Source organism: Marinobacter sp. NSM (assembly GCF_052380025.1).
Taxonomy (GTDB): Bacteria; Pseudomonadota; Gammaproteobacteria; order Pseudomonadales; family Oleiphilaceae; genus Marinobacter.
This window is the reverse complement of record NZ_JBQTCK010000001.1, coordinates 828784-849914: the sequence shown is the minus strand read 5'-3', so window position 1 is coordinate 849914 and position 21131 is coordinate 828784. Positions and strand designations below refer to the sequence as shown.

Genomic DNA, 21131 nt, shown 5'->3' with positions numbered 1-21131 from the left:
ATGCTGCAGGCGTTAAATGCCAGTAACAGCGAGACCCAGGGCCCCAACAATCTGCCAGCGGTGCTCACAACTCTTTGGCAAAGCGCTCAACGGCGTCCACAACCTTTTTGGCGCCTTCCTTGATTTCCAGAATCACTGCACCGGCCTGGTTGGCCAGCTCAAGACCTTGCTCCGCATTTTCCCGAGTGCTGAACATCTGGTGCACAACCTCATCTGAGAGCACTTGATTTTTCTCGACGACGCTGACGATCTCATCCGTGGCTTTGCTTGTGCGTGCGGCTAACTGCCTTACTTCGTCAGCGACCACGGCAAACCCACGCCCTTGCTCGCCAGCTCTGGCAGCTTCAATAGCGGCGTTCAGGGCCAGAAGGTTTGTCTGCGCTGCGATACCGCCGATAGTTTGCACGATCGAATTGATCTGAAGGGACTGTTTGCTCAGGGCTTCAATGCTTTCTGTAGCCGCCTGCATCTGCGCTGCAATCTGCTGCATGGTCTCGACTGTCTTCTGAACCACCGTAGTACCCTTTTGGGCGCTTACATCGGTTTGCTGTGAAACCTCGTAGGCTACGCCTGCGCCTTCGTGCACCTCGGCTTCCCGGGCAACCTGGTCAGTGACCACGCTGGCAAACTTCACCACCTTGCTCAGGTTACCCTTGGCGTCGTAGACCGGGTTATAGGTGGCCTCCAGCCACACCTCGTTGCCACGACTGTCGATCCGCTTGAAGCGGTCTGCCACGTACTCTCCGTTGTTAAGCTTTTTCTATAAGGCTGCATATTCGGGGGAGTTCGCTTCCGCTGGCGTGCAGAATTTACGGTGGTGCTGGCCAACGAGTTCGTTGAGCCGATAGCCCATTGCCCGCTGAAATTGCTCGTTTGCGGTGATAACCGTGCCGTCGAGGTTAAATTGGATAACGGCGGTGGAACGGATCAGCGCATCAATGAACGCCTCGCTTTCTTCTGCACCTTCCACGGTTTCGGTTACGTCGCGGGCATAGCCTTGAACGTAAGCGAGTTTGCCGTCCTCTCCGCGCACGGGAAACCAATGCACATTCAGCCATACCAGTGGGCCATTGGCACTCAGGTAACGGTAGTTGTCGCTGACGGGCGCAAACTCTGCCATCGCCTTGTTGAAGTTATGGAAGCACGGCAGTTTCGAGACATAGGGCGGCACAATATCCGACAATGGTCGCCCCAGAAGTTGCTCTGGCTGGTGACCAAGCGCGTTGGCAAAGTCCTGATTTACAGCAGAGATACAGAAGTCGGAATTAAGCCGTATAGACAGCATGCCTCGATCCATCTGTTGCGTCAGTTGGCGGAGCATGGCCAATTCTGCACGGTGGTCTTCGAGTTCTTTTTTGAGCAGGCTGTTAAACATCAGGAAACCCCAACAAACGAGAGTTCTTGGGTAACGGCCGGTGCGGCTCACTCTTGAGTGCTGGCTGAATAAATAAACGGCTTCGGTCGGGTCTGCTCAGCGCGGAGATATCGCGTTGACCGAGTGGCTTAACGAACCCGGATTCGATCCCCGTCATCGAGGTCACGCCCCGGATGCCGCACAACGCGGTCGCCTTCATGGAGCCCCTCCAGGATAACGGTACTTAGTGCGTTACCGGGGCCTGTCTCCACAGGCTGGATGTTGGCGCGGTCTCCGGTCACCTTGAAAACCGCGTATCCGTTGTTGTGGCGGAACAGGGCGGAGGCGGGGACTTGCAGGGTGTCCTCGGCTTGCCAAAGGATGAATTCGGCATCCACGCGGTAGCCATCGCCCAGAAGTTGCCAGTGTTCGTGGGGGCTGAGCATATCCGCGATGACTTTTACCCGTTGTTCCTCAACGCCAAGCGCCGAGACATCTTCGAAGCCGACCGGCTCTACTCGCCGGATGACGGCATCAAGGGTGGGGCCGCCCCAGCCCGTGAGGCGGGTGGCCAGCCCGGGCTCCAGTTTCACGGCATCGAAACTCAGAACGTCTACCACCACTTCCAGGGTGCCCGGGTCTCCCAACTCCAGCAATGGTTCTCCGGCCTGGACAATGCCTTCGCTTTTTCTGACCAGCCCGAGTACCGCACCGTGAATGGGCGAGCGCACCGCAACGCGTTCGGCCGGTTTGCCTCCGTTGGCGGCGCTGGACACCTGCAGCCGGGTTTGGGCGGCCGCCAGTTCGTGGCTGGCCACTTCTTCATCAAACCTGGCAGAGCGCAAGATAGCCTGGGCACGGGCGGCGGTGGTTCGCGCCTGTTGTAGCTGTTCGTCGGAAACGAAGCTGGAGGGCTTCAGTGCCAGTAACCGCTGGTATTCCTGTTGGCTGAAGTCTGCGTCGGCCTCGGCCGCGGCGGCCTTCTGCCGGATGGATTGAAGCGCGGAGCGGGCGGCAGCCACCCGGGCTTCTGCTTCGGCGCGGCTGCGGGCATCCAGGATGCTGGCGGGCATGGGGTCTATCAGGGTGAGTAACTCACCGGGGATAACGGTGTCACCCACGTCCAGTTCAAGCCGGTGTACAAAGCCGGTTACCGGAGAAGAGACCAGGTAGCGGTCTTTCACCCGGGTTCTGCCTTCTTCCAGCACGGTAACCTCCAGCGGCCCCCGTTGCGCGGTAGACAGATCCACCCAAACCGGCTCCGGCCTCAGAATAAACGCGAACGTCACCACAATCAGTGCTGCCATCAATGACCAGAAAAGTCTTTTGCCGGTGATGTGGTTACGCACGGCCATGGGTTGTTCCTTGCAGGTTTATGTTATTCACGGGTTTTCAGTACGGCCACAAGGTCCAGTTTACGGAGCCTGCGCCAGGTAATGAAGCCGGAGATCAGGGCAGAGGCAATCACCACGTTGGCCGCCAATGCCAGGGTTTTACCGGTAATGATTAATGGCACCCGGTACAGTTCGGTTTGCATGGCGGTTACCACGAGCTGGCCAAGCCCAGTGCCGATGGCCCAGCCCAGTGGTATGCCCACGATCAACAATACCGCAAGCTCCCCCAACAGTATGTGGGACACTTCGTTATGGCTATATCCCAGCACACGCAGGCTGGCCAGATCTCGCGCTCGCTCTGCCAGTGAGATTCGGGCGGTGTTGTAGATCACGCCAAACGCGATGCTGCCTCCCAGCAAGCTGATAATGAAGGTATAGGTCAGGAAGGTTTTGGCCAGGGTTTCAAAGAAGCTGTCGAGCATGGCCTGGCGTAGATTAAGGGCCATCACTTTGGGTGTATCGCGCAGTTCCTGGTAAACCGTAGTTGTGAGGTCTGGGTCCAGGTTCATCAGTATCTGGTTGATAGCGGGGCCTTCCCTTAACGCCCGGTTCATGGCGTCCAGGTTCATATAGGCACCCACGCCCAGAAATTCGCTGGTAACACCGGAAACGGGCAGGTTGAGGGTAGGGCGTTGGCCTTCCAGTACACGCACGGTGACGGTGTCACCCGGGCGCAGGCCCAGGGAGTCGGCCAGGAAATCGGTCAGCAGTATGCCGGCCTGGGGGATGCTGACATCCTGAAGTTGGTGGTCGACCACAAACTGCAGTTTGGCTTCGTCCGGGATGCCGGTCAGTGCGGTTCGCCAGCGCCGGTGGCCGTTAATCAGCTCCACCGCCGTAACCCGACGGCCTTCGGTGTACCAGATGCCGGGAAGCCGGGCTAAGCCGTACATAGCTGACTGGCTTACCGGATCTGTCAGGCTGACCGTGAGGTCCTGTTTCTGAACCTTGGCAAACTGGGTGTGTACCATCAGCGAGACGGAACTGAACTGAAAGTTACCCACCACCACGATCGCAGTGGCCATGGCAATGCCGGTGATCGAAAGCAGGGTTCGGCCGGGCCGCCGTGACAGGTGCCGAACGATCATGCGAGACGGCTGAGTGAACCGGACCCACCCCAGCAGGCGTTCCGGTGTGCTGACCTGAAAACGTGCCGGACCTTCCGGTTGCATAGCTTGTGCCGGAGGCAGTATGGCTGCCGCGCGAATAGCGCGCCATCCACCAAGCCAGGCAAACCCCAGGCTGATGCCGGCGAGCAGCAAAACCCACAAGGGGTTGATCCGGAACAGCAGTTCGGGGAAGCGGTAAAAGTCCATGTAGAGCTCACCCAGCGCCCGCCCCAGCCAGAGCCCGGCGAGCGTTCCGATAACCAATCCGATCAAGGCAATAACGAGTACCAGCTGGCTGTAGTGCCAGCCAATCTGCCGGTTGCTGTAGCCAAAGGCCTTGAGCACCGCGATGATTTCTCGCTGAGTGCTTATCAACCGGCTGACCACCACGTTCAGCAGGAACATGGCAACGCCCAGGAAAATGGCCGGGAAGATGGTGGCCATGGTTTTCAGCTGTTCAAGCTCATCACTCAGAAAGCGGTGTGAAAACTGATCGGCACGGCCGAAGGCGCCGGCACTGCCGAAGCGCTCAAGCAACCGGTCCAGGCGGTCGATCACATCCTCAACAGGTTGGCCTCGGGCCGTTTGCAGCACCAGGCTGTTGAAGGCCCCGCGCATGTCCATGGCCGAGGCGAGCGCCTCCTCGGGCATCCAGATTACGCCGTAGCGCTCGTAGTCTGGCAACATTCCGCTGGGTGGAATGACATAGATGAATTCCGGTGATTCGGCGATGCCCACTATCGTCAGCGGTTGTTTACGGCCGTTGATAATGCCCGTTATCCGGTCGTCCAGCTGCAGATCGTGGGCATCCGCAAAACTGCCGATAATGGCTATCTCGTCGGTACGGCTGGCATCCGGCAAGCGGCCCTGTCGCAGGTAGACTTGATTAACGGCAGGTTGGCCGGTGGCGGGAACCGACACCAGCTGTGCGGATACCGGGTCTTGAAAACCGGCAACGTCGAGCTTGGCTACGCCTTCCACCCGTGCGCTCAGGCGCGTAACACCGGGGATGTCGGCAACTTGCGCCAGTACCTGTTTGGGTGCTCGTTTGAGATTGACGAACACGTCGGCAAACTGGTGTTCCTGGTAGTACTGATCCCGGGTGGCATTGAGCGATGCGTAATTCACCAGTGACAACAGGCAAACCGCGATGCCACCGGCAATCACCAGGGCAATCGCCAGCATCTGGCCGCGCATCTGCCAGATTTCGCGGCGCAGTTTGATGTGGAGAACGCTGGTACCAAAAAGAGCCATGGTGCTACCAGTTCAGGGTTTTCGGGTCTTGCCGGTGGGTATTGCGCTGCTCACCGCTGATCAGGCCGTCTGAGAGGGTGATCACCCGGTCAGCCATCTGGGCAATAGAGGCGTTGTGGGTGATGATCACCGTCGTTGTGCCCGTCTCCCTGTTGGCTTTGTCCAGTGCCTCGAGTACCAAAACGCCTGTGGCGGAATCCAGGGCTCCCGTGGGTTCATCGCACAGTAACACGTTGGGCTGCTTGGCGATGGCCCGGGCAATGGCAACCCGTTGTTGTTCGCCACCAGACAACTGGGCCGGGAAGTGGTCTGCCCGATTGGCCAGCCCGACCAGCTCCAACGCCTGGTCCGGCTTCATGGGGTTGCGGGCGATTTCGGTAACGGCGACGACGTTCTCCCGGGCGGTCAGGCTGGGGATCAGGTTGTAGAACTGGAACACGAAGCCTACGTAATCCCGGCGGTAGCGGGTGAGCTCCTTATCGGTGGCTCGGGCAAGGTCGGTATCCAGATACCTGACTTCACCGCTGGTCGGCACATCCAGCCCGCCGAGAATATTCAGCAGCGTGGATTTGCCGGAGCCCGAGGCGCCCAGCATCACCACCAGCTCACCGGCGTAAAGGTCGAGATCTACCCCGCGCAGGGCGTGCACCTGCACTTCGCCCTGCTGGTAGGTTTTGGTGAGGCCGCGGGTGTGAAAGACTGGGGCACCATCCGGTACCGATGCAGCCATAGGACGACTCCCTTCGTAAACAACAGACAAAGCCCAGTATAGCCTGTTGGTATGCCTCGCATTTGATCCCGCGCATTCTCAACGCAAACACGGGTGCTAACGGCAGGGGCAATCAGGTAAAGTCAGTAAATAGCTTACTCACCGTCAACCGGAGACCAAACATGAGTGACTCAACCTACACGCCACCAAAGGTCTGGAAATGGGACAGCAGCAACGGCGGCAGGTTTGCCAATATCAATCGGCCTGTTGCCGGGTCTACGCACGACAAAGAACTGCCGGTGGGGGAGCATCCGTTTCAACTCTATTCCCTGGCTACTCCCAACGGCGTTAAAGCCACCGTCATGTTGGAGGAGCTATTGGAAATGGGCATCAAGGAAGCCGAGTACGATGCCTGGCTGATCAATATCATGGAAGGTGATCAATTCAGCAGCGGTTTTGTTGAAGTAAACCCAAATTCCAAGATTCCTGCGTTGTTGGACCGAAGCGAGAATCCGGCCGTGCGGGTGTTTGAATCCGGATCTATTCTTGTCTATCTGGCGGAAAAGTTCGGTGCCTTTTTACCAACCGACCGGGCCCGGCGCACAGAGACGATGAACTGGCTATTCTGGCAGATGGCCAGTGCACCGATCCTGGGTGGTGGTTTCGGGCATTTTTATGCCTATGCCCCGGAAAAATACGAGTACCCGATCAACCGTTACACCATGGAGGTGAAGCGGCAACTGGATGTGCTGGATCGCCAGTTGGCGGACAACCAGTACATCGCCGGTGACGAATACACCATTGCCGATATGGCAATCTGGCCCTGGTATGGTTCGCTGGTGAAGAACACGGTGTACGAGGCGGCGGAATTCCTGGAAGCCCACACCTACAAGAACATTTTGCGTTGGACAGATGAGCTGGCCAAGCGCCCCGCGGTACAACGTGGCCGCATGGTAAACCGGGCCTGGGGTGAGCTGTCTTCCCAACTGCACGAGCGGCATGATGCCAGTGACTTTGATTTGCGTACCCAGGACAAGCTGGACGGTGAAAAATAAGGAGGAACAATGGCGCTACCTGCAGCGTTAACCGAAGACCAGATTTATCACCGTTGCCCGTTGGACAAGTTGAACTTTGAGACAACGGCAACGCTGGAAGAACTGGAACTTCCTTTTGGGCAGGAGCGCCTGCTGCGGGCGATGGAGTTTGGCGCCAGCATGGAGGCCAATGGCTTTAACCTGTTCGTGCTGGGGCCATCCGGAGCGGGTAAGCACGAACTGGTCAGGCAATTCCTCGACAAGCACGCCGAAGGCCAGCCGGTGCCATCCGACTGGTGCCATGTGTTCAACTTTCAGCAATCCGACAAACCAAAGGCCATTGAGCTGCCGCCGGGTGAAGGCAGGGTATTCAAGCGTGATATGAGTGACCTGGCAGCGGAGCTGAAAACCGCCATTCCGGCTACCTTTGAAAGTGAGGAGTACCAGGCTCGCATTCAGGAGCTTCAGGAAGAGGTGACGCGTCGTCAGCAGAAGGGCCTGTTCGCCATCCAGGAAGAGGCCAACGCGAACAATATAGCCATGCTGACAACCCCCGCCGGCTTTACCTTTGCGCCCATGCGTAACGGCGAAGTGATTGAGCCGGAGGAATACAAGACCTTCTCTGATGATGAGAAGGCGCTGGTGGAGGCCAAGGTTGAAGACCTGCAGAAGAAACTGCAGCAGGCTATCCAGCAAGTGCCGCGGCTGCGCAAGGAAGTGCGGGAGCGTATCCACGCTCTGAACGAAGAGATGGTTCAGTTGACCCTGGGCGGCCCCATTGGCGAATTGCGCGAGAAGTGGTCGCACCTGTCGGAGGTGGTTGCCTACCTGGATGCGGTTCGGGAAGACGTGGTGGAACACGCGGAAGCCTTCCAGGATAGTGAGAACGGCGCCCCTGCCGGGTTGCTCAATCGTTACCGGGTGAACCTGTTGGTGGATAATTTGGAAACGCAGGGCGCCCCGGTGGTGTATGAGGACCTGCCCAATCACCAGCACCTCACTGGTCAAATTGAGCATCGGGCTCACCAGGGTAACCTGTACACCGACTTCACATTGATCCGGGCCGGTTCGCTGCATCGGGCCAACGGCGGTTTTCTGATCCTGGATGCCCGCCGCATTCTGACCCAGCCCATGGCCTGGGAAAGCCTGAAGCGTATTCTGTTTTCCAATGAAATTCGTATTGAATCCCTCGAGCGCCTCTATGGCCTTGCCACTACCGTCAGTCAGCAGCCTGAACCCATCCCGCTGAAAGTGAAAGTGGTGCTGGTGGGCGACCGGACCCTGTATTACCTGTTAGCACACTACGACCCGGACTTCCTGGACCTGTTCAAGGTCGAGGCAGATTTCGAGGATGATCTGGAGCGGGACGGAGAGAGCTATCAGCTCTACGCCAGAATGCTTGCCACCATGGCCAAATCTGTAAAGGCCCGGCCAATGGACAAGCCCGCCGTGGGGCGTTTGATTGAGCATGCCAGTCGCCTGACTGGTGACCAGAAAAAGCTGACCGCCCATGACCGGGTATTGAAAGACCTGCTCAGCGAGGCAAATCACTGGGCTGCCCGTGCCTACAGCAAACACATCGGCATCGGGCATATTCAACAGGCGATTGATGAGCGGGAGTTTCGCGCCAGCCGCATTCGGGAACGTAGCCTGGAGCAGATCTTCCGGGGTGTGGTGATGATTGCCACAGACGGTGAGCAGGCGGGGCAGGTGAATGGCCTGTCTGTGTTGCAGATAGGTGCCACCCGTTTTGGTCAGCCTACCCGCATCACGGCCACCGCCCGGCCCGGCAAAGGCCAGGTGGTGGATATTGAGCGTGAGGCGAAACTTGGCGGGCCCATTCACAGTAAGGCAGTGATGATCTTGTCCCGCTTTCTGGCAGGCCGCTATGCGCCCATGGGTGATTTATCCCTGTCTGCGAGCCTCGCCTTCGAGCAATCCTACGGTGGCGTGGAAGGGGATTCTGCCTCGGTAGCGGAAACCTGCGTGCTGTTGTCTGCCATTACCGGCGTGGCTCTGAAACAGTCGTTGGCAGTGACAGGCTCCATGAACCAGCACGGTGAGGTTCAGGCAGTGGGAGGGGTGAATGAGAAAATCGAGGGCTTCTTCAATGTCTGCAAGAAAAACGGTGGGGTAAATGGCCACGGCGTGTTGCTGCCCGCCAGTAACATTGAGCACCTGATGCTGAATGAAGAGGTGCGCACGGCGGTTCGGGAGGGCGTGTTTGCCATTTACCCGATGACCCACATTGATCAGGCCATTGAGCTGATGACCGGCATGGTGCCAGGCTTGCCTGACGATGAGGGTGGTTATCCGGAAGGGAGCTTCAACCGTCGCGTGGCTGATCGTTTGGCTGAGTATGCAAAGGTAGGGCAAAAGAGGGAAGACGCCCAGGATAACGACAGCGGAGGCAAGAACGGTGACCGCTGAGCAACAGCTACCGGTTGAGCCAGTGGGCCGGGTGCTGATTCTGTTGGATGGTTCAAGGTTAAGTTTGGCGGCTCTGGAAGCCGCGGCGGACATTGCCCAGGCGCGCAAAGCCGAAGTGCTGGGGGTGTTCGTGGAAGAGGTGAACCTGTTGCGAAGCGCGGGCTACGGGTTCACAAGGGAAGTGGGCAGAAGTTCCGGAGTCAGCCGGCCAATGGACCTTGCGGCTATTGAGGCCCGGATGCGCTCGCTGGCTGAGCAGGCGAGAAGATCGCTGGAGCGTGCCATGGCGCAACGGGGGCTTGCCCAGGCGCTAACCTTGTGTCGTGGCCGTGTGGCAGATGAAGTACTGAATCTGGCGCGGCCAGGGGATTTGCTTGTGTTAGGCCGCGTGGGCTGGTCTGGCATACCGGGCTCTCGCCTTGGGTCCACGGCCAGGGTTCTGGTGAGCCAGGCACTCGGGGATGTGTTGTTGTGGGCCGATCCGCCCATGCGGTCCCGAAATCGCATTGTGGTGTTGCTGAATCACGATCAAGGGGTGAACCATCGGGCTGTCAGGGTTGGCGCTGAGCTGGCAAGGCGTAACCGGCAGCCGTTGACGATCCTGCTGCGAACCGAAACCGGCCGTGATGAGCGTATCGCTGAGGATTTGCTGGCTTGTATGGAGAGCGAGGGTATTACCGCCCGGGTCAGTTTCTTGCCCATGGCCAGTGCCGGAGCTTTTGCACGGGTGATCAGGGAGGAGGGCGCCTCGCAACTGGTGCTTAGCCGGCAGTGCAGCCTGTTCCGTGAGCAGGGTGCGGATACCCTGCTGATTGAAATGAACCTGCCGGTGACGGTAACACCCTGAAGCCTTCGGAGAATCAGGCAATTTTCCGGTCGCCGGCTTTGCTCAACACCTCAGTGATTTCCTCGGTGGACAGGGTTTCGTGTTTCATCACCGCCTTGGCCAAGGCGTCCAACTCCTTGCGGTGTTCCTTGAGGAAGTTGACGGTGTAGGATTCCAGATCCATGAGTTGCGACTGGATTTCCGAATCGATCAGGTCGGCCAGCTTTTCACTGTACTCCCGGGGGGCACCCATCTCCCGTCCCAGGAATACATGCTCCTCACCAATACCCAGTCCCAGCGGGCCCACTTTCTCACTCATGCCCCACTGGCCGATCATTCGGCGCAGCAGCTTGGTGGCTTCTTTAAGATCGTTCTGGGCACCGGTGCTGACTTCGCCATAGATGATTTTCTCGGCGGAGCGGCCGCCCAGCATCACTTTGATGCGATCCCGCAGGTAGCTTTCAGTGTAATTGTATTTGTCTTCCCGGGGCGTTTGTTCGGTTACGCCCATGGCCATGCCATGGGGGATGATGGTGATCTTGGTGAGTGGGTCGGCCCTGGGCATGTAATAGGCCATGATGGCGTGCCCGCACTCGTGGTAGGCCACCACTTCCCGTTCTTCCGGCGTTAGCTGGGCATCCCGCTCCTCGCCAAGAATCAGTCGGTCCCGGGCCTGCTCAAAACAGTGGGCGTTAACCTCGTCCAGATTTTCCCTTGCAGCGGTCAGGGCCGCTTCGTTGACCAGGTTTTTCAGGTCTGCGCCCGAGAAACCCGTGGTGCGGGCCGATAACTGCGCAAGGTCCACATCGGCGGCTAATGGCACTTTGCGCACGTGCACTTTGAGGATGGCTTCCCGGGCCTCTTTGTGTGGGCGATCCAGGGTAATCTTGCGGTCAAAACGGCCGGGGCGGAGCAGGGCGCTGTCCAGAACGTCCGGGCGGTTGGTGGCTGCCAGCACCAGAACATTCTCGTGGGCTTCGAAGCCGTCCATCTCGGTCAGGATCTGGTTCAGGGTTTGTTCCCGCTCATCGTGTCCGCCGCCCAGGCCTGCGCCCCGGGAGCGGCCAATGGCATCCAGCTCGTCGATGAAGATCAGTGCGGGTGCTTCCTTGCGGGCATTCTGGAACATGTCCCGAACCCGTGCGGCGCCTACGCCCACGAACATTTCAATAAACTCCGAGGCGCTGATGCTGAAGAAGGGTACTTCTGCCTCCCCGGCGATTGCTCTCGCCAACAGGGTTTTGCCGGTTCCCGGTGGCCCCACCAGCAGCACACCCTTGGGCATCACTGCCCCGAGGCGCCGGTATTTTTCGGGCGACTTCAGGAAGTCGATGATCTCCGCGATATCGCGCTTGGCGGATTCTATGCCTGCCACGTCATCCAGGGTGGTGCTTGAGGTTTCCTTGCGGGCCCGGCGGGCTCGGGATTTGGCGTAGTCGAATGGTCCGCCACCTTGGGTCATTCGTTTTTGTGCGGCGCCCCAGAACCAGAACATCAGCGCCAGCAACAGTATCCAGGGCAAAAAGCCAAGAATCAGTTCCTGCCACCAGGGCCGGCCCGAGGGCGCGCCACGAATGACAACCTCTTGCCGCTCCAGCAATGACAGCAAATCCGGATCGTCGACCGGTGGCCGTAACGTCAGGAAATTCTCTGTGCTGCGCCCGGTATCGGAACTGAACCGGGCGGCACCGGCCTCGGTTAACCGGCCACGGATTTCTTCGTTGCGCAGGGTGACCTCCTGCACCTGCCCGTTCAGTACCGCTCCTTTAAACTCGGAATAGGCCATTTCCTGCTGCTGCGGGCGACCGGTGTCCTGTAGCCACAAAAACATCAGGAAAAAGGCGGCGCTCAGCCACAGGAATGAATACTGGTTCGGTATGGCTGGTTGAGGCTTGTCGTTGTTATCGGGTTTGCCTGGTTCATTCGGATGGGTCATCTTGGCCTCCGGTCGCCCTCCATGATCTTGGCCACGAACACCGATTTTCCGTAGGTTTCGAAAGACCACTTCATGGTATCGGACAGCACAGTCATTACTTCATCATAGTCGCCGAAAATTTCGGTGCTCATACGCCCGGGATAGACTTCCAGGCCGGTTTGTTTCAGGCGATCAATCAGATCCCAGATCGGTTGCTTGTAATCGTCTTTAAGCGGATAACAGCTCAGCTGTACAGAAAGATACATGATTTGCCTCCCAAACAGTCTGAGGCGGGTCAATTCCCGCCCGGTTAAAAGCCCATCGCCGATGACGTGCTCCGGCGTGGATCGGCACCGCCGTAGAGGGTGCCGTCTTCTACAATCATAATACTCTGGATAGCGCCCATGGCGGTGCTGGTGGTGACCTCATGGCCTTTGGCCTCCAGCAGGCGCACGGTGTCCTGGCTGATGCCCTGTTCCATGCGGATTTCGTCGGGCAGCCACTGATGGTGGATGCGGGGCGCGGCAACGGCGGTCTGGATGTTCATGTTGTGGTCTATCACATTCATCAGAACCTGCAGGGTGGTGGTGATAATGCGGGAGCCGCCAGGGCTTCCGGTTACCAGGAAGTTGCGGTTGTCTTTGCGCACCACGGTCGGGGACATGGAACTGAGCATGCGTTTGCCCGGGTGGATCTTGTTGGCCTCGCCGCCGATCAGGCCGTAAGCATTGGGCTCACCCGGCTTGGCGCTGAAATCATCCATTTCGTTATTTAGCAGGAAGCCAGCGCCCGCCACGGTAATGCCGGAACCATAGCTGAAGTTGATGGTGTAGGTGTTGGATACCGCATTGCCCCAGCGGTCCACCACGGAAAAATGAGTAGTCTCGGGGCTTTCATAGGCAGCCGGCTGGCCGGGTTTGATGTCGCTGGCGGGCCGGGCCTTGTCCGGGTTGATGCCTTTTCGTAACTCTGCTGCATAGGCATTGCTGGTCAGCCCGCGCAGCGGAACCTCCACGAAATCGGTATCGCCCAGGTATTCAGCCCGGTCGGCATAGGCCAGTTTCATGGCCTCGGCCATGTGATGAATGGTCGCGGCGGAATTGTGGCCCATCTCGGTAATGGGGAAGCCCTCAAGGATGTTGAGGATCTGGATGATATGGGTGCCGCCGGAGGAGGGTGGCGACATGGAGTAGATGTCGTATCCACGGTATTGGCCATGCACCGGGTGCCGGATGGCGGGCCGATAGGCTGTGAGGTCATCCAGCGTGATCAGGCCGTCGTGGCGTTGCATCTCCTCGACAATCAACTGGGCGGTCTTCCCCTGGTAAAAACCCTCTGGGCCATGCTCTGCAATGCGCTTAAGGGTGTCGGCGAGGTCAGGTTGCTTGAAAACTTCACCCGGTTGCGGTGCCGAACCGTCCTCCTTATAAAAGGTCGCCTTGGTAGCGGGCCAGCGTTGCAGGCGTTCTCTGGCTTGTTCCAGGCCTTCGGTGAAACGATGGGGAACCACGAAGCCCTCCTGAGCGAGCCGGATGGCCGGGGCCAGGGCTTCCCTTAACGACAGAGTGCCGTGCCGTTCCAGCGCGAGGGCCAGGCCAGCGACGGTGCCGGGCACGCCGGCGGCCTGGTGACTGAAGCGGCTTCGCTGGCTGACGACGTTGCCATCGTCATCCTGGAACATGGTTTCGCTGGCGCTGGCCGGGGCGGTTTCCCGGTAGTCGATGGCTTCTGGCGCGCTGCCGTCACCGGGCGCATACAGCAGAAAGCCGCCACCACCGATGTTGCCGGAGCGAGGCTGGGTGACCGCCAGTGCAAAACCTGCGACGACTGCTGCATCAATGGCGTTGCCACCGTCTTTGAGAACCTGCAGGGCCACCTCGCTGGCCAGGGTGTGGCTGGTGGCTACCATGCCCTGGGTGGCCTGAACCGGGTGGAATCGCTCGCCCTCAAGGATGGCCTGATTGCTGGCGTAGGCGGCATTCAGTGCCAGTGACGCTATCAGTGCGGCTGTCAGGCCCCACAGGCGCCTCAGTGGAATTCTTGGCCGGGGGCTGTGGATCACTCTGTGTGTCATTGGATTCCTCGTTTCTGGCTGCCAGATAGGCTATCATAGCCGGTCATTTTTACCGGTGCGCCCAGGCACGCCACCGCAGGCGGATGTTTGCGGTTTTCCGGCGCACCCGCTTTCCCGGATTCAAGTTAAGGAAAGGCTTAATGGAGCATACCTATCGTCTTGTTATTTCCTGCCCGGACCGGGTAGGGATTGTTGCCAAGGTGAGTAATTTTCTGTCCACCTACAACGGCTGGATTACCGAGGCGAGCCACCATTCAGACACCCAGTCTGGCTGGTTCTTCATGCGTCACGAGATCAAGGCTGAGTCGATTCCCTTCGGGCTTGATCAGTTCCGCGCCGCGTTCGAACCGATTGCCCGCGAATTCAACATGCGATGGCACATCGCTGATTCCGCCCGGCCCAAACGTGTCATCCTGATGTGCAGCAAGGAATCGCACTGTCTGGCGGACCTTCTGCACCGCTGGCACAGCAAGGAACTGAACGCCGAAATGGTGGCGGTTATTTCCAACCACGATGACCTGCGCCGGATGGTGGAGTGGCACGATATTCCCTATCACCATATACCGGTCAGCAAGGAAAACAAGGCAGAGGCTTTTGCTCACATTGAAGAGCTTTTCCAGAAGTACGATGCCGACGTGGTGGTGCTGGCCCGTTACATGCAGATTCTGCCGGCTGAGCTTTGCGAAAAGTACGCTGGCAAGGTGATCAACATTCACCACAGCTTCCTGCCGTCGTTTGCCGGGGCCCGCCCGTATCACCAGGCCTACAGCCGGGGTGTGAAGCTGATCGGGGCCACCTGCCACTACGTGACCCAGGACCTGGACGAAGGTCCGATCATTGAGCAGGACGTGATTCGCATCAGCCACAGCGATTCCATTGAAGACATGGTTCGCCTGGGCAAAGACGTTGAAAAGAACGTGCTGGCCCGTGGTCTTCGGTCTCACATCGAAGACCGCGTGATTACCTACGAAAACAAGACCGTAGTGTTCGATTAAGGCTGTGCCACAGTCGCCCCTCGGGGTACTGGACTGTGGTATGCTTGGCGGCTTGTTGAAGAATAAAGACGGGGCCCGGAAACGGCCCCGGTACGACTTCCAGATAACGCAAAGGAACCTTTCTCGATGGGTGAGTTAGCCAAAGAGATCCTGCCGGTCAATATTGAAGACGAATTGAAGCAGTCCTACCTCGATTACGCCATGAGCGTTATCGTCGGCCGGGCGCTGCCAGATGTGCGTGACGGCCTCAAGCCCGTGCACCGTCGGGTGCTGTTCGCCATGTCCGAGTTGGGTAACGACTGGAACAAGGCATACAAGAAATCCGCCCGTGTGGTGGGTGACGTTATCGGTAAATACCACCCCCACGGTGACTCCGCGGTCTACGACACCATCGTTCGTATGGCTCAGCCGTTCTCCTTGCGCTACCCGCTGGTGGACGGTCAGGGTAACTTCGGTTCGATCGACGGTGATAACGCCGCCGCCATGCGTTACACCGAAATCCGCATGGAGAAAATTGCCCATTCGTTGCTGGCGGACCTGGACAAGGAAACCGTGGATTTCGTCGACAACTACGACGGCACCGAGCGTATCCCGGAAGTTTTGCCAACCCGCGTACCGAACCTGCTGGTGAATGGTTCTTCCGGTATCGCCGTGGGCATGGCGACCAATATTCCGCCCCATAACCTGACCGAAGTGGTTAATGGTTGTCTGGCGCTGATTGATAACCCGGACCTGTCCATTGACGAGTTGATGGAGTTTATTCCCGGCCCGGATTTCCCAACCCAGGGCATTATCAATGGCCGAGCCGGCATTGTTGAAGCTTACCGCACTGGCCGCGGCCGTATTTACATCCGCGCCCGCCACGAGATTGAGCACGACAAGAAAACCAATCGCGACGCCATCATCATCACCGAACTGCCGTACCAGCTGAACAAGGCACGGTTGATCGAAAAGATTGCTGAACTGGTTAAAGAGAAGCGCCTGGAAGGCATCACCGAGCTTCGTGATGAATCCAACAAGGAAGGCATCCGGGTGGTGATCGAGCTTCGCCGTGGTGAAAACCCCGAAGTGATCGTGAACAACCTGTTCGCCCACACTCAGCTGCAAACCGTGTTCGGTATCAACATGGTGGCGCTGATTAACGGCGAGCCGAAGATTCTGAACCTGAAGGAAATGCTCGATGCGTTCGTTCGCCACCGCCGTGAAGTGGTAACGCGCCGGACTATCTACGAGCTGCGCAAGGCCCGTGAACGTGGCCATATCCTGGAAGGTCTGACGGTTGCCCTGGCCAACATCGACGAAATGATCGAGCTGATCAAAGCATCACCGAGCTCTGTGGAAGCCAAAGAAAAGCTGATGTCCAAGGGCTGGGCACCAGGCGATGTTCTGGCCATGCTGGAGCGGGCTGGCGAAGACGCCTGCCGGCCTGACGACCTGCCGGAAATCTACGGCCTGCGTGATGGTCTGTATTACCTGTCTCCGGAGCAGACCCAGGCCATTCTGGACATGCGCCTGCACCGCCTGACCGGTCTGGAAACCGAAAAGCTCCAGAACGAGTACAAGGATATCCTCGAGAAGATCGCCGGCCTGCTGGAAATTCTGGCGGACCCGGACCGCCTGATGCAGGTCATCCGCGAGGAGCTGCAAGCCGTGGTTGCCGAGTTCGGTGACGAGCGCCGCACTGAGATCACCAGTTCGCAGCGTGATCTGACGATTGCTGACCTGATCGATGAAGAAGACCTGGTGGTCACCATTTCCCACAGCGGTTATGCCAAGACCCAGGCGGTGGAAGATTATCAGGCCCAGCGCCGCGGTGGCCGCGGTAAGGCAGCTACATCGATGAAAGACGAAGACTTCATCGAGAAGCTGCTGGTGGCCAACTCCCATGACACCATTCTGTGTTTCTCCAACCGTGGCAAGGTGTACTGGTTGCGGGTGTTCGAGATTCCCCGTGGCAGCCGTGGTTCCCGTGGTCGGCCGATGGTCAACATTCTGCCCCTGGAAGAAGGTGAGCGTATTACCACTTTCCTGCCGGTGCGGGATTACCCGGAAGACCAGTTTGTATTGATGGCCACCTCTGCCGGTGTGGTCAAGAAAACCCCGCTGCCGAACTTCTCCCGTCCGCGCAGCAGTGGTCTGATTGCTTTGAACCTGGATGAAGGCGATACCCTGATTGGCGCGGCCATTACCGATGGTTCCGCCGAAGTGATGCTGTTTTCCACTGCGGGCAAAGCCGTCCGCTTCCAGGAGGAGCAGGTACGCCCGATGAGCCGGACCGCCCGTGGTGTACGTGGTATCAAGATGCCGGAAGGCTACCATGTGGTGTCCCTGATTATCCCGCAGGAAGGCGGTGTGATTCTTACTGCCAGTGAGCACGGCTACGGCAAGCGTACCGCGATTGATGAGTTCCCGGCTTACAGCCGTGGCAGCCAGGGCGTTATCGCCATGCAGTGCTCCGAGCGTAACGGTAATCTGGTAACGGCGCTTCAGCTGTTTGAAGGCGACGAGATGATGCTGATCTCCGACAAGGGCACCCTGGTGCGTACCCGTACCGACGAGGTTTCCGTGCTTAGCCGGAATACCCAGGGTGTGCGCCTGATTCGCCTGTCTCAGGAGGATGAGCGCCTGGTGGGTGTGGAGCGTATTGCAGAGTCTGATGACGACGACGTCGAAGTAGAAGGCGAGGAAACCGAAGAATGAGCAGGGCGTTTAATTTCTGTGCCGGTCCGGCCACCTTGCCGGAAGCCGTGCTGAAGCAGGCTCGTGACGAGATGCTGGATTGGCGTGGCACCGGTATGTCGGTTATGGAAATGAGCCATCGTAGTGACGAGTTTGTGGCCATTGCCGATGCGGCTGAAAAGGACCTTCGGGAACTTGCAGGCATTTCAGATGATTACGCCGTACTCTTCATGCAGGGTGGAGCTTCCAGTCAGTTTTCCACCATCCCGCTAAACCTGCTTGGTGACAAGTCGTCGGCCGATTATGTGAACACCGGTATCTGGTCCAAAAAGGCCATTGCCGAGGCCAAGCGCTACGGTAGCGTGAATGTGGTGGCCAGCTCTGAGGATGGCGGGTTTACCACCATTCCGGATCAGTCAACCTGGAACACCAGTGCCGATGCCGCTTACCTGCACTACACCCCAAATGAAACCATCGGTGGCCTGGAATACGACTTCATTCCGGACAGCGGCAGTGTGCCGCTGGTGGCGGATATGTCGTCCACCATGCTGTCGCGCCCGCTGGAAATCAACAAGTTCGGGCTGATTTACGCCGGCGCCCAGAAGAACATCGGGCCGTCTGGCCTGGTGGTGGTGATTATCCGCAAGGACCTGCTGGGTAAGGCTCGCAAGGAAACGCCGACCATGATGAACTATCAGGTCATCGCGGATAACGGCTCCATGTACAACACCCCGGCCACCTATTCCTGGTATCTGTCTGGCCTGGTGTTCAAATGGCTGAAAGAGCAGGGCGGCGTCAAGGCCATGGGTGAGATCAACGCCCGTAAAGCCCGGAAGTTGTATGACTTCATCGACACCAACGATTTCTACGCCAACCCCATTGAGCCGCGCTTCCGTTCCTGGATGAATATACCGTTTACCCTGGCGGACGATGCTCTTAATGGTGAGTTCCTTAAGGGTGCAGAAGCGCGCCGGTTGCTCAACTTGCAGGGGCATCGCTCTGTGGGTGGTATGCGCGCCAGTATCTACAACGCCATGCCGGAAGAGGGCGTGGATGCGTTGATTGACTATATGGCGGAATTTGCGAAGGAGCGGGGCTGATCATGACGGATGAGAAGACCCGCCTGGGCGAACTGCGGGACGAAATAGACAGTCTTGATCAACAGATCATGCAGTTGATCAGCGCTCGCGCCAAGTGTGCCCAGGAAGTGGCCAATGTGAAGATGGCTGCCAATCCTGGCCAGGACGTGTTCTTCTACCGTCCCGAACGGGAAGCCCAGGTGCTGCGCCGCATTAAGGAACAGAATCCCGGCCCACTGCCAGCGGAAGAGATGGCCCGATTGTTCCGGGAGATCATGTCTGCCTGCCTGGCCCTGGAGAAGCCGATGCACATCGCGTTCCTGGGGCCCTTGGGCACCTTTACCCAGGCGGCGGCGCTCAAACACTTTGGCCATTCGGTTATCAGCGTTCCGCTGCCAGCCATCGACGCAGTGTTCCGCGAAGTGGAATCCGGTGCGGCCCAATACGGTGTGGTGCCGGTGGAGAACTCCACCGAAGGCATGGTCAACCACACGCTGGATATGTTTATTTCCTCGCCGTTGAAGATTTGCGGTGAGGTGCAGCTGCGCATACACCACCATTTGCTGGTCTCGCCCAAACACAAAGACCAGGACATTACTCGCATCTATTCCCATCAGCAGTCGTTTGCCCAGTGCCGCCAGTGGCTGGATACGCACCGCTACGGCATTGAGCGAATCACCGTGTCCAGCAATGCGGAAGCGGCCCGCCGGGCGGCGGAAGAGCCCGGCTCCGCTGCGATTGCTGGTGATATGGCCGCAGAGCTGTACGGGTTGGAAAAGCTGTCCAACAGCATTGAGGACCGCCCGGACAACACCACCCGCTTCCTTATTATCGGGCGCGAAGAGGTGCCGGCCAGCGGCCAGGACAAGTCATCCGTACTGGTGTCCATGCGCAACAAGCCTGGCGCCCTGTATGCGGTGCTGGAGCCTTTCCATCGCCATGGCATCAGCTTGACTCGCATCGAAACCCGGCCATCGCCCAGTGGTACCTGGGCCTATGTGTTCTACATCGATTTCGAGGGGCACGTGGAAGATGAGCAGGTAAAGAAAGTGTTGTCAGAAATCGACCAGGAAGCCGTGGAGCTGAAGCGCCTGGGCTCCTATCCCATCGGCGTGCTTTGATTCCTGAACAGACCTCAACGGGAGGAAAGTTGAATGGCAGTGGATTACCAGAGTCTTGCGGTAAAAGGTGTTCAGGCTCTGTCTCCGTATCAGCCCGGTAAGCCCATTGAGGAGCTTGCCCGGGAACTGGGGTTGAATCCCGCGGAGATCATCAAGCTGGCCAGCAACGAGAACCCTCTGGGGCCCAGCGAGAAGGCCCTGGCGGCCGCTCGTAAAGCGCTGGAAGAACTTTGCCTGTACCCGGACGGCAACGGCTTTGAGCTGAAACAGGCACTGGCCAACCGGTTTGGCGTGGGTATGGATCAGATTACCCTGGGTAACGGCTCTAATGATGTGCTCGAGGTGATTGCCCGCTGTTTTGCCGACACCGATAGTGAAGTGGTGTTTTCCCAATATGCCTTTGCGGTTTATCCCATCGTTACCCAGGCCATTGGTGCCAAAGGGGTGCCGGTTCCCGCCAAAGAGTGGGGGCACGATCTGGACGCCATGGCGGCCGCGGTGACCGAACGCACCAAGCTGGTGTTCGTGGCCAACCCCAACAATCCTACCGGTACCGTGCACACGGCGAAGGCGATTGAGGCATTTCTGGATCAAATTCCGGAGCGGGTATTGGTGGTTCTGGATGAAGCCTACTGCGAGTATCTGACCGGTAGTGAATACCCGGACGGCATCAAACTGCTTGAGCGTTATCCTAATCTGATTGTTTGCCGCACGTTCTCCAAAGCCTGGGGGCTTGCAGCTTTGCGGGTTGGCTATGCCATCAGCTCGACGGCCATTGCTGATATCCTGAACCGGGTGCGGCAGCCGTTTAATGTTGACTCGGTCGCCCTTGCGGCGGCCACTGCGGTTTTGCAGGATGAAGCCTATCTAAATCGTTCCCGGGAAGTGAATGAGGCTGGCCTGCGTCAGTTATCGGAAGCCTTTGAATTAATGGGCCTGCCTTATATTCCGTCTGCGGGTAATTTTATTGCCGTTGAAGTGGGCGATCAGGCCCAGGGAATCTATCAGGCGCTGCTGTCTCATGGTGTGATTGTTCGCCCGATCGCCGGCTATGGCATGCCGTATCACCTGCGGGTGTCGGTGGGGCTCCCAGAGGAAAACGAGCGATTCCTGGATGCCTTGTCCCAGTCCCTGGCGGCTGCCGGGCAGGGAGGCTGA

General features: G+C 58.4%; 14 protein-coding genes and 1 pseudogene. 8 read left to right on the top strand and 7 right to left on the bottom strand.

What is annotated here, in order from left to right:
* Positions 1–64: 64 nt before the first annotated feature.
* From ACTZWX_RS03955 to ACTZWX_RS03940, 4 genes and pseudogenes are all read right to left on the bottom strand, one after another.
* Positions 65–1375: pseudogene (locus tag ACTZWX_RS03955) on the bottom strand (methyl-accepting chemotaxis protein).
* Between the two features lie 128 nt (positions 1376–1503).
* Positions 1504–2709 carry an efflux RND transporter periplasmic adaptor subunit gene (locus ACTZWX_RS03950; protein ID WP_444712812.1) on the bottom strand — a complete coding sequence of 402 codons (1206 nt, stop codon included), beginning with the start codon at positions 2707–2709 and terminating at the stop codon, positions 1504–1506.
* 23 nt (positions 2710–2732) lie between these two features.
* Positions 2733–5111 (bottom strand): ABC transporter permease, encoded by a 2379-nt coding sequence (locus tag ACTZWX_RS03945; protein ID WP_444712811.1) that lies wholly within the window; start codon positions 5109–5111, stop codon positions 2733–2735.
* 4 nt (positions 5112–5115) lie between these two features.
* Positions 5116–5841 carry an ABC transporter ATP-binding protein gene (locus ACTZWX_RS03940; protein ID WP_444712810.1) on the bottom strand — a complete coding sequence of 242 codons (726 nt, stop codon included), beginning with the start codon at positions 5839–5841 and terminating at the stop codon, positions 5116–5118.
* Positions 5842–6002: 161 nt separating this feature from the next.
* On the opposite strand from ACTZWX_RS03940, the gene yghU reads away from it, so the two are divergent.
* The 3 genes from yghU to ACTZWX_RS03925 are packed head-to-tail and all read left to right on the top strand — an operon-like array spanning position 6003 to position 10131.
* Positions 6003–6875, top strand: coding sequence for a glutathione-dependent disulfide-bond oxidoreductase (gene yghU / locus ACTZWX_RS03935; protein ID WP_444712809.1), 873 nt, complete (start codon positions 6003–6005; stop codon positions 6873–6875).
* Positions 6876–6884: 9 nt separating this feature from the next.
* Complete coding sequence (locus ACTZWX_RS03930) at positions 6885–9284, top strand: Lon protease family protein (protein ID WP_444712808.1); 2400 nt, start codon at positions 6885–6887, stop codon at positions 9282–9284.
* Positions 9274–10131: a universal stress protein gene (locus tag ACTZWX_RS03925; protein WP_444712807.1), complete on the top strand. Its 858-nt coding sequence runs from the start codon at positions 9274–9276 to the stop codon at positions 10129–10131. Before ACTZWX_RS03930 ends, ACTZWX_RS03925 begins: the two co-directional genes overlap by 11 nt.
* Before the next feature lie 13 nt (positions 10132–10144).
* Here ACTZWX_RS03925 and ftsH read toward each other — a convergent pair whose 3' ends face one another.
* The 3 genes from ftsH to ggt are packed head-to-tail and all read right to left on the bottom strand — an operon-like array spanning position 10145 to position 14099.
* Positions 10145–12046, bottom strand: coding sequence for an ATP-dependent zinc metalloprotease FtsH (gene ftsH, locus ACTZWX_RS03920; protein ID WP_444712806.1), 1902 nt, complete (start codon positions 12044–12046; stop codon positions 10145–10147).
* Entirely contained in the window at positions 12043–12291 is a 249-nt protein-coding gene (locus ACTZWX_RS03915; RefSeq protein WP_061332734.1) for a YkoF family thiamine/hydroxymethylpyrimidine-binding protein, read from the bottom strand. The genes ftsH and ACTZWX_RS03915 overlap by 4 nt, the downstream gene beginning before the upstream one ends.
* 44 nt (positions 12292–12335) lie before the next feature.
* A complete protein-coding gene (gene ggt, locus ACTZWX_RS03910; RefSeq protein ID WP_444712805.1) occupies positions 12336–14099 on the bottom strand; it encodes a gamma-glutamyltransferase in 1764 nt (587 codons plus the stop codon).
* 140 nt (positions 14100–14239) lie between these two features.
* Here ggt and purU point away from each other — a divergent pair, with 140 nt between their 5' ends.
* From purU to hisC, 5 genes are all read left to right on the top strand, one after another.
* A complete protein-coding gene (gene purU / locus ACTZWX_RS03905; protein WP_058090533.1) occupies positions 14240–15094 on the top strand; it encodes a formyltetrahydrofolate deformylase in 855 nt (284 codons plus the stop codon).
* 126 nt (positions 15095–15220) lie between these two features.
* Positions 15221–17794, top strand: a complete 2574-nt coding sequence (gene gyrA / locus ACTZWX_RS03900; RefSeq protein WP_444712804.1) for a DNA gyrase subunit A — start codon at positions 15221–15223, stop codon at positions 17792–17794.
* Positions 17791–18873 carry a 3-phosphoserine/phosphohydroxythreonine transaminase gene (gene serC / locus ACTZWX_RS03895; protein ID WP_072677093.1) on the top strand — a complete coding sequence of 361 codons (1083 nt, stop codon included), beginning with the start codon at positions 17791–17793 and terminating at the stop codon, positions 18871–18873. Before gyrA ends, serC begins: the two co-directional genes overlap by 4 nt.
* Positions 18874–18875: 2 nt before the next feature.
* Positions 18876–19973: a prephenate dehydratase gene (pheA, locus tag ACTZWX_RS03890; protein ID WP_072677094.1), complete on the top strand. Its 1098-nt coding sequence runs from the start codon at positions 18876–18878 to the stop codon at positions 19971–19973.
* Between the two features lie 33 nt (positions 19974–20006).
* Positions 20007–21131, top strand: a complete 1125-nt coding sequence (hisC, locus tag ACTZWX_RS03885) for a histidinol-phosphate transaminase (protein ID WP_152438336.1) — start codon at positions 20007–20009, stop codon at positions 21129–21131.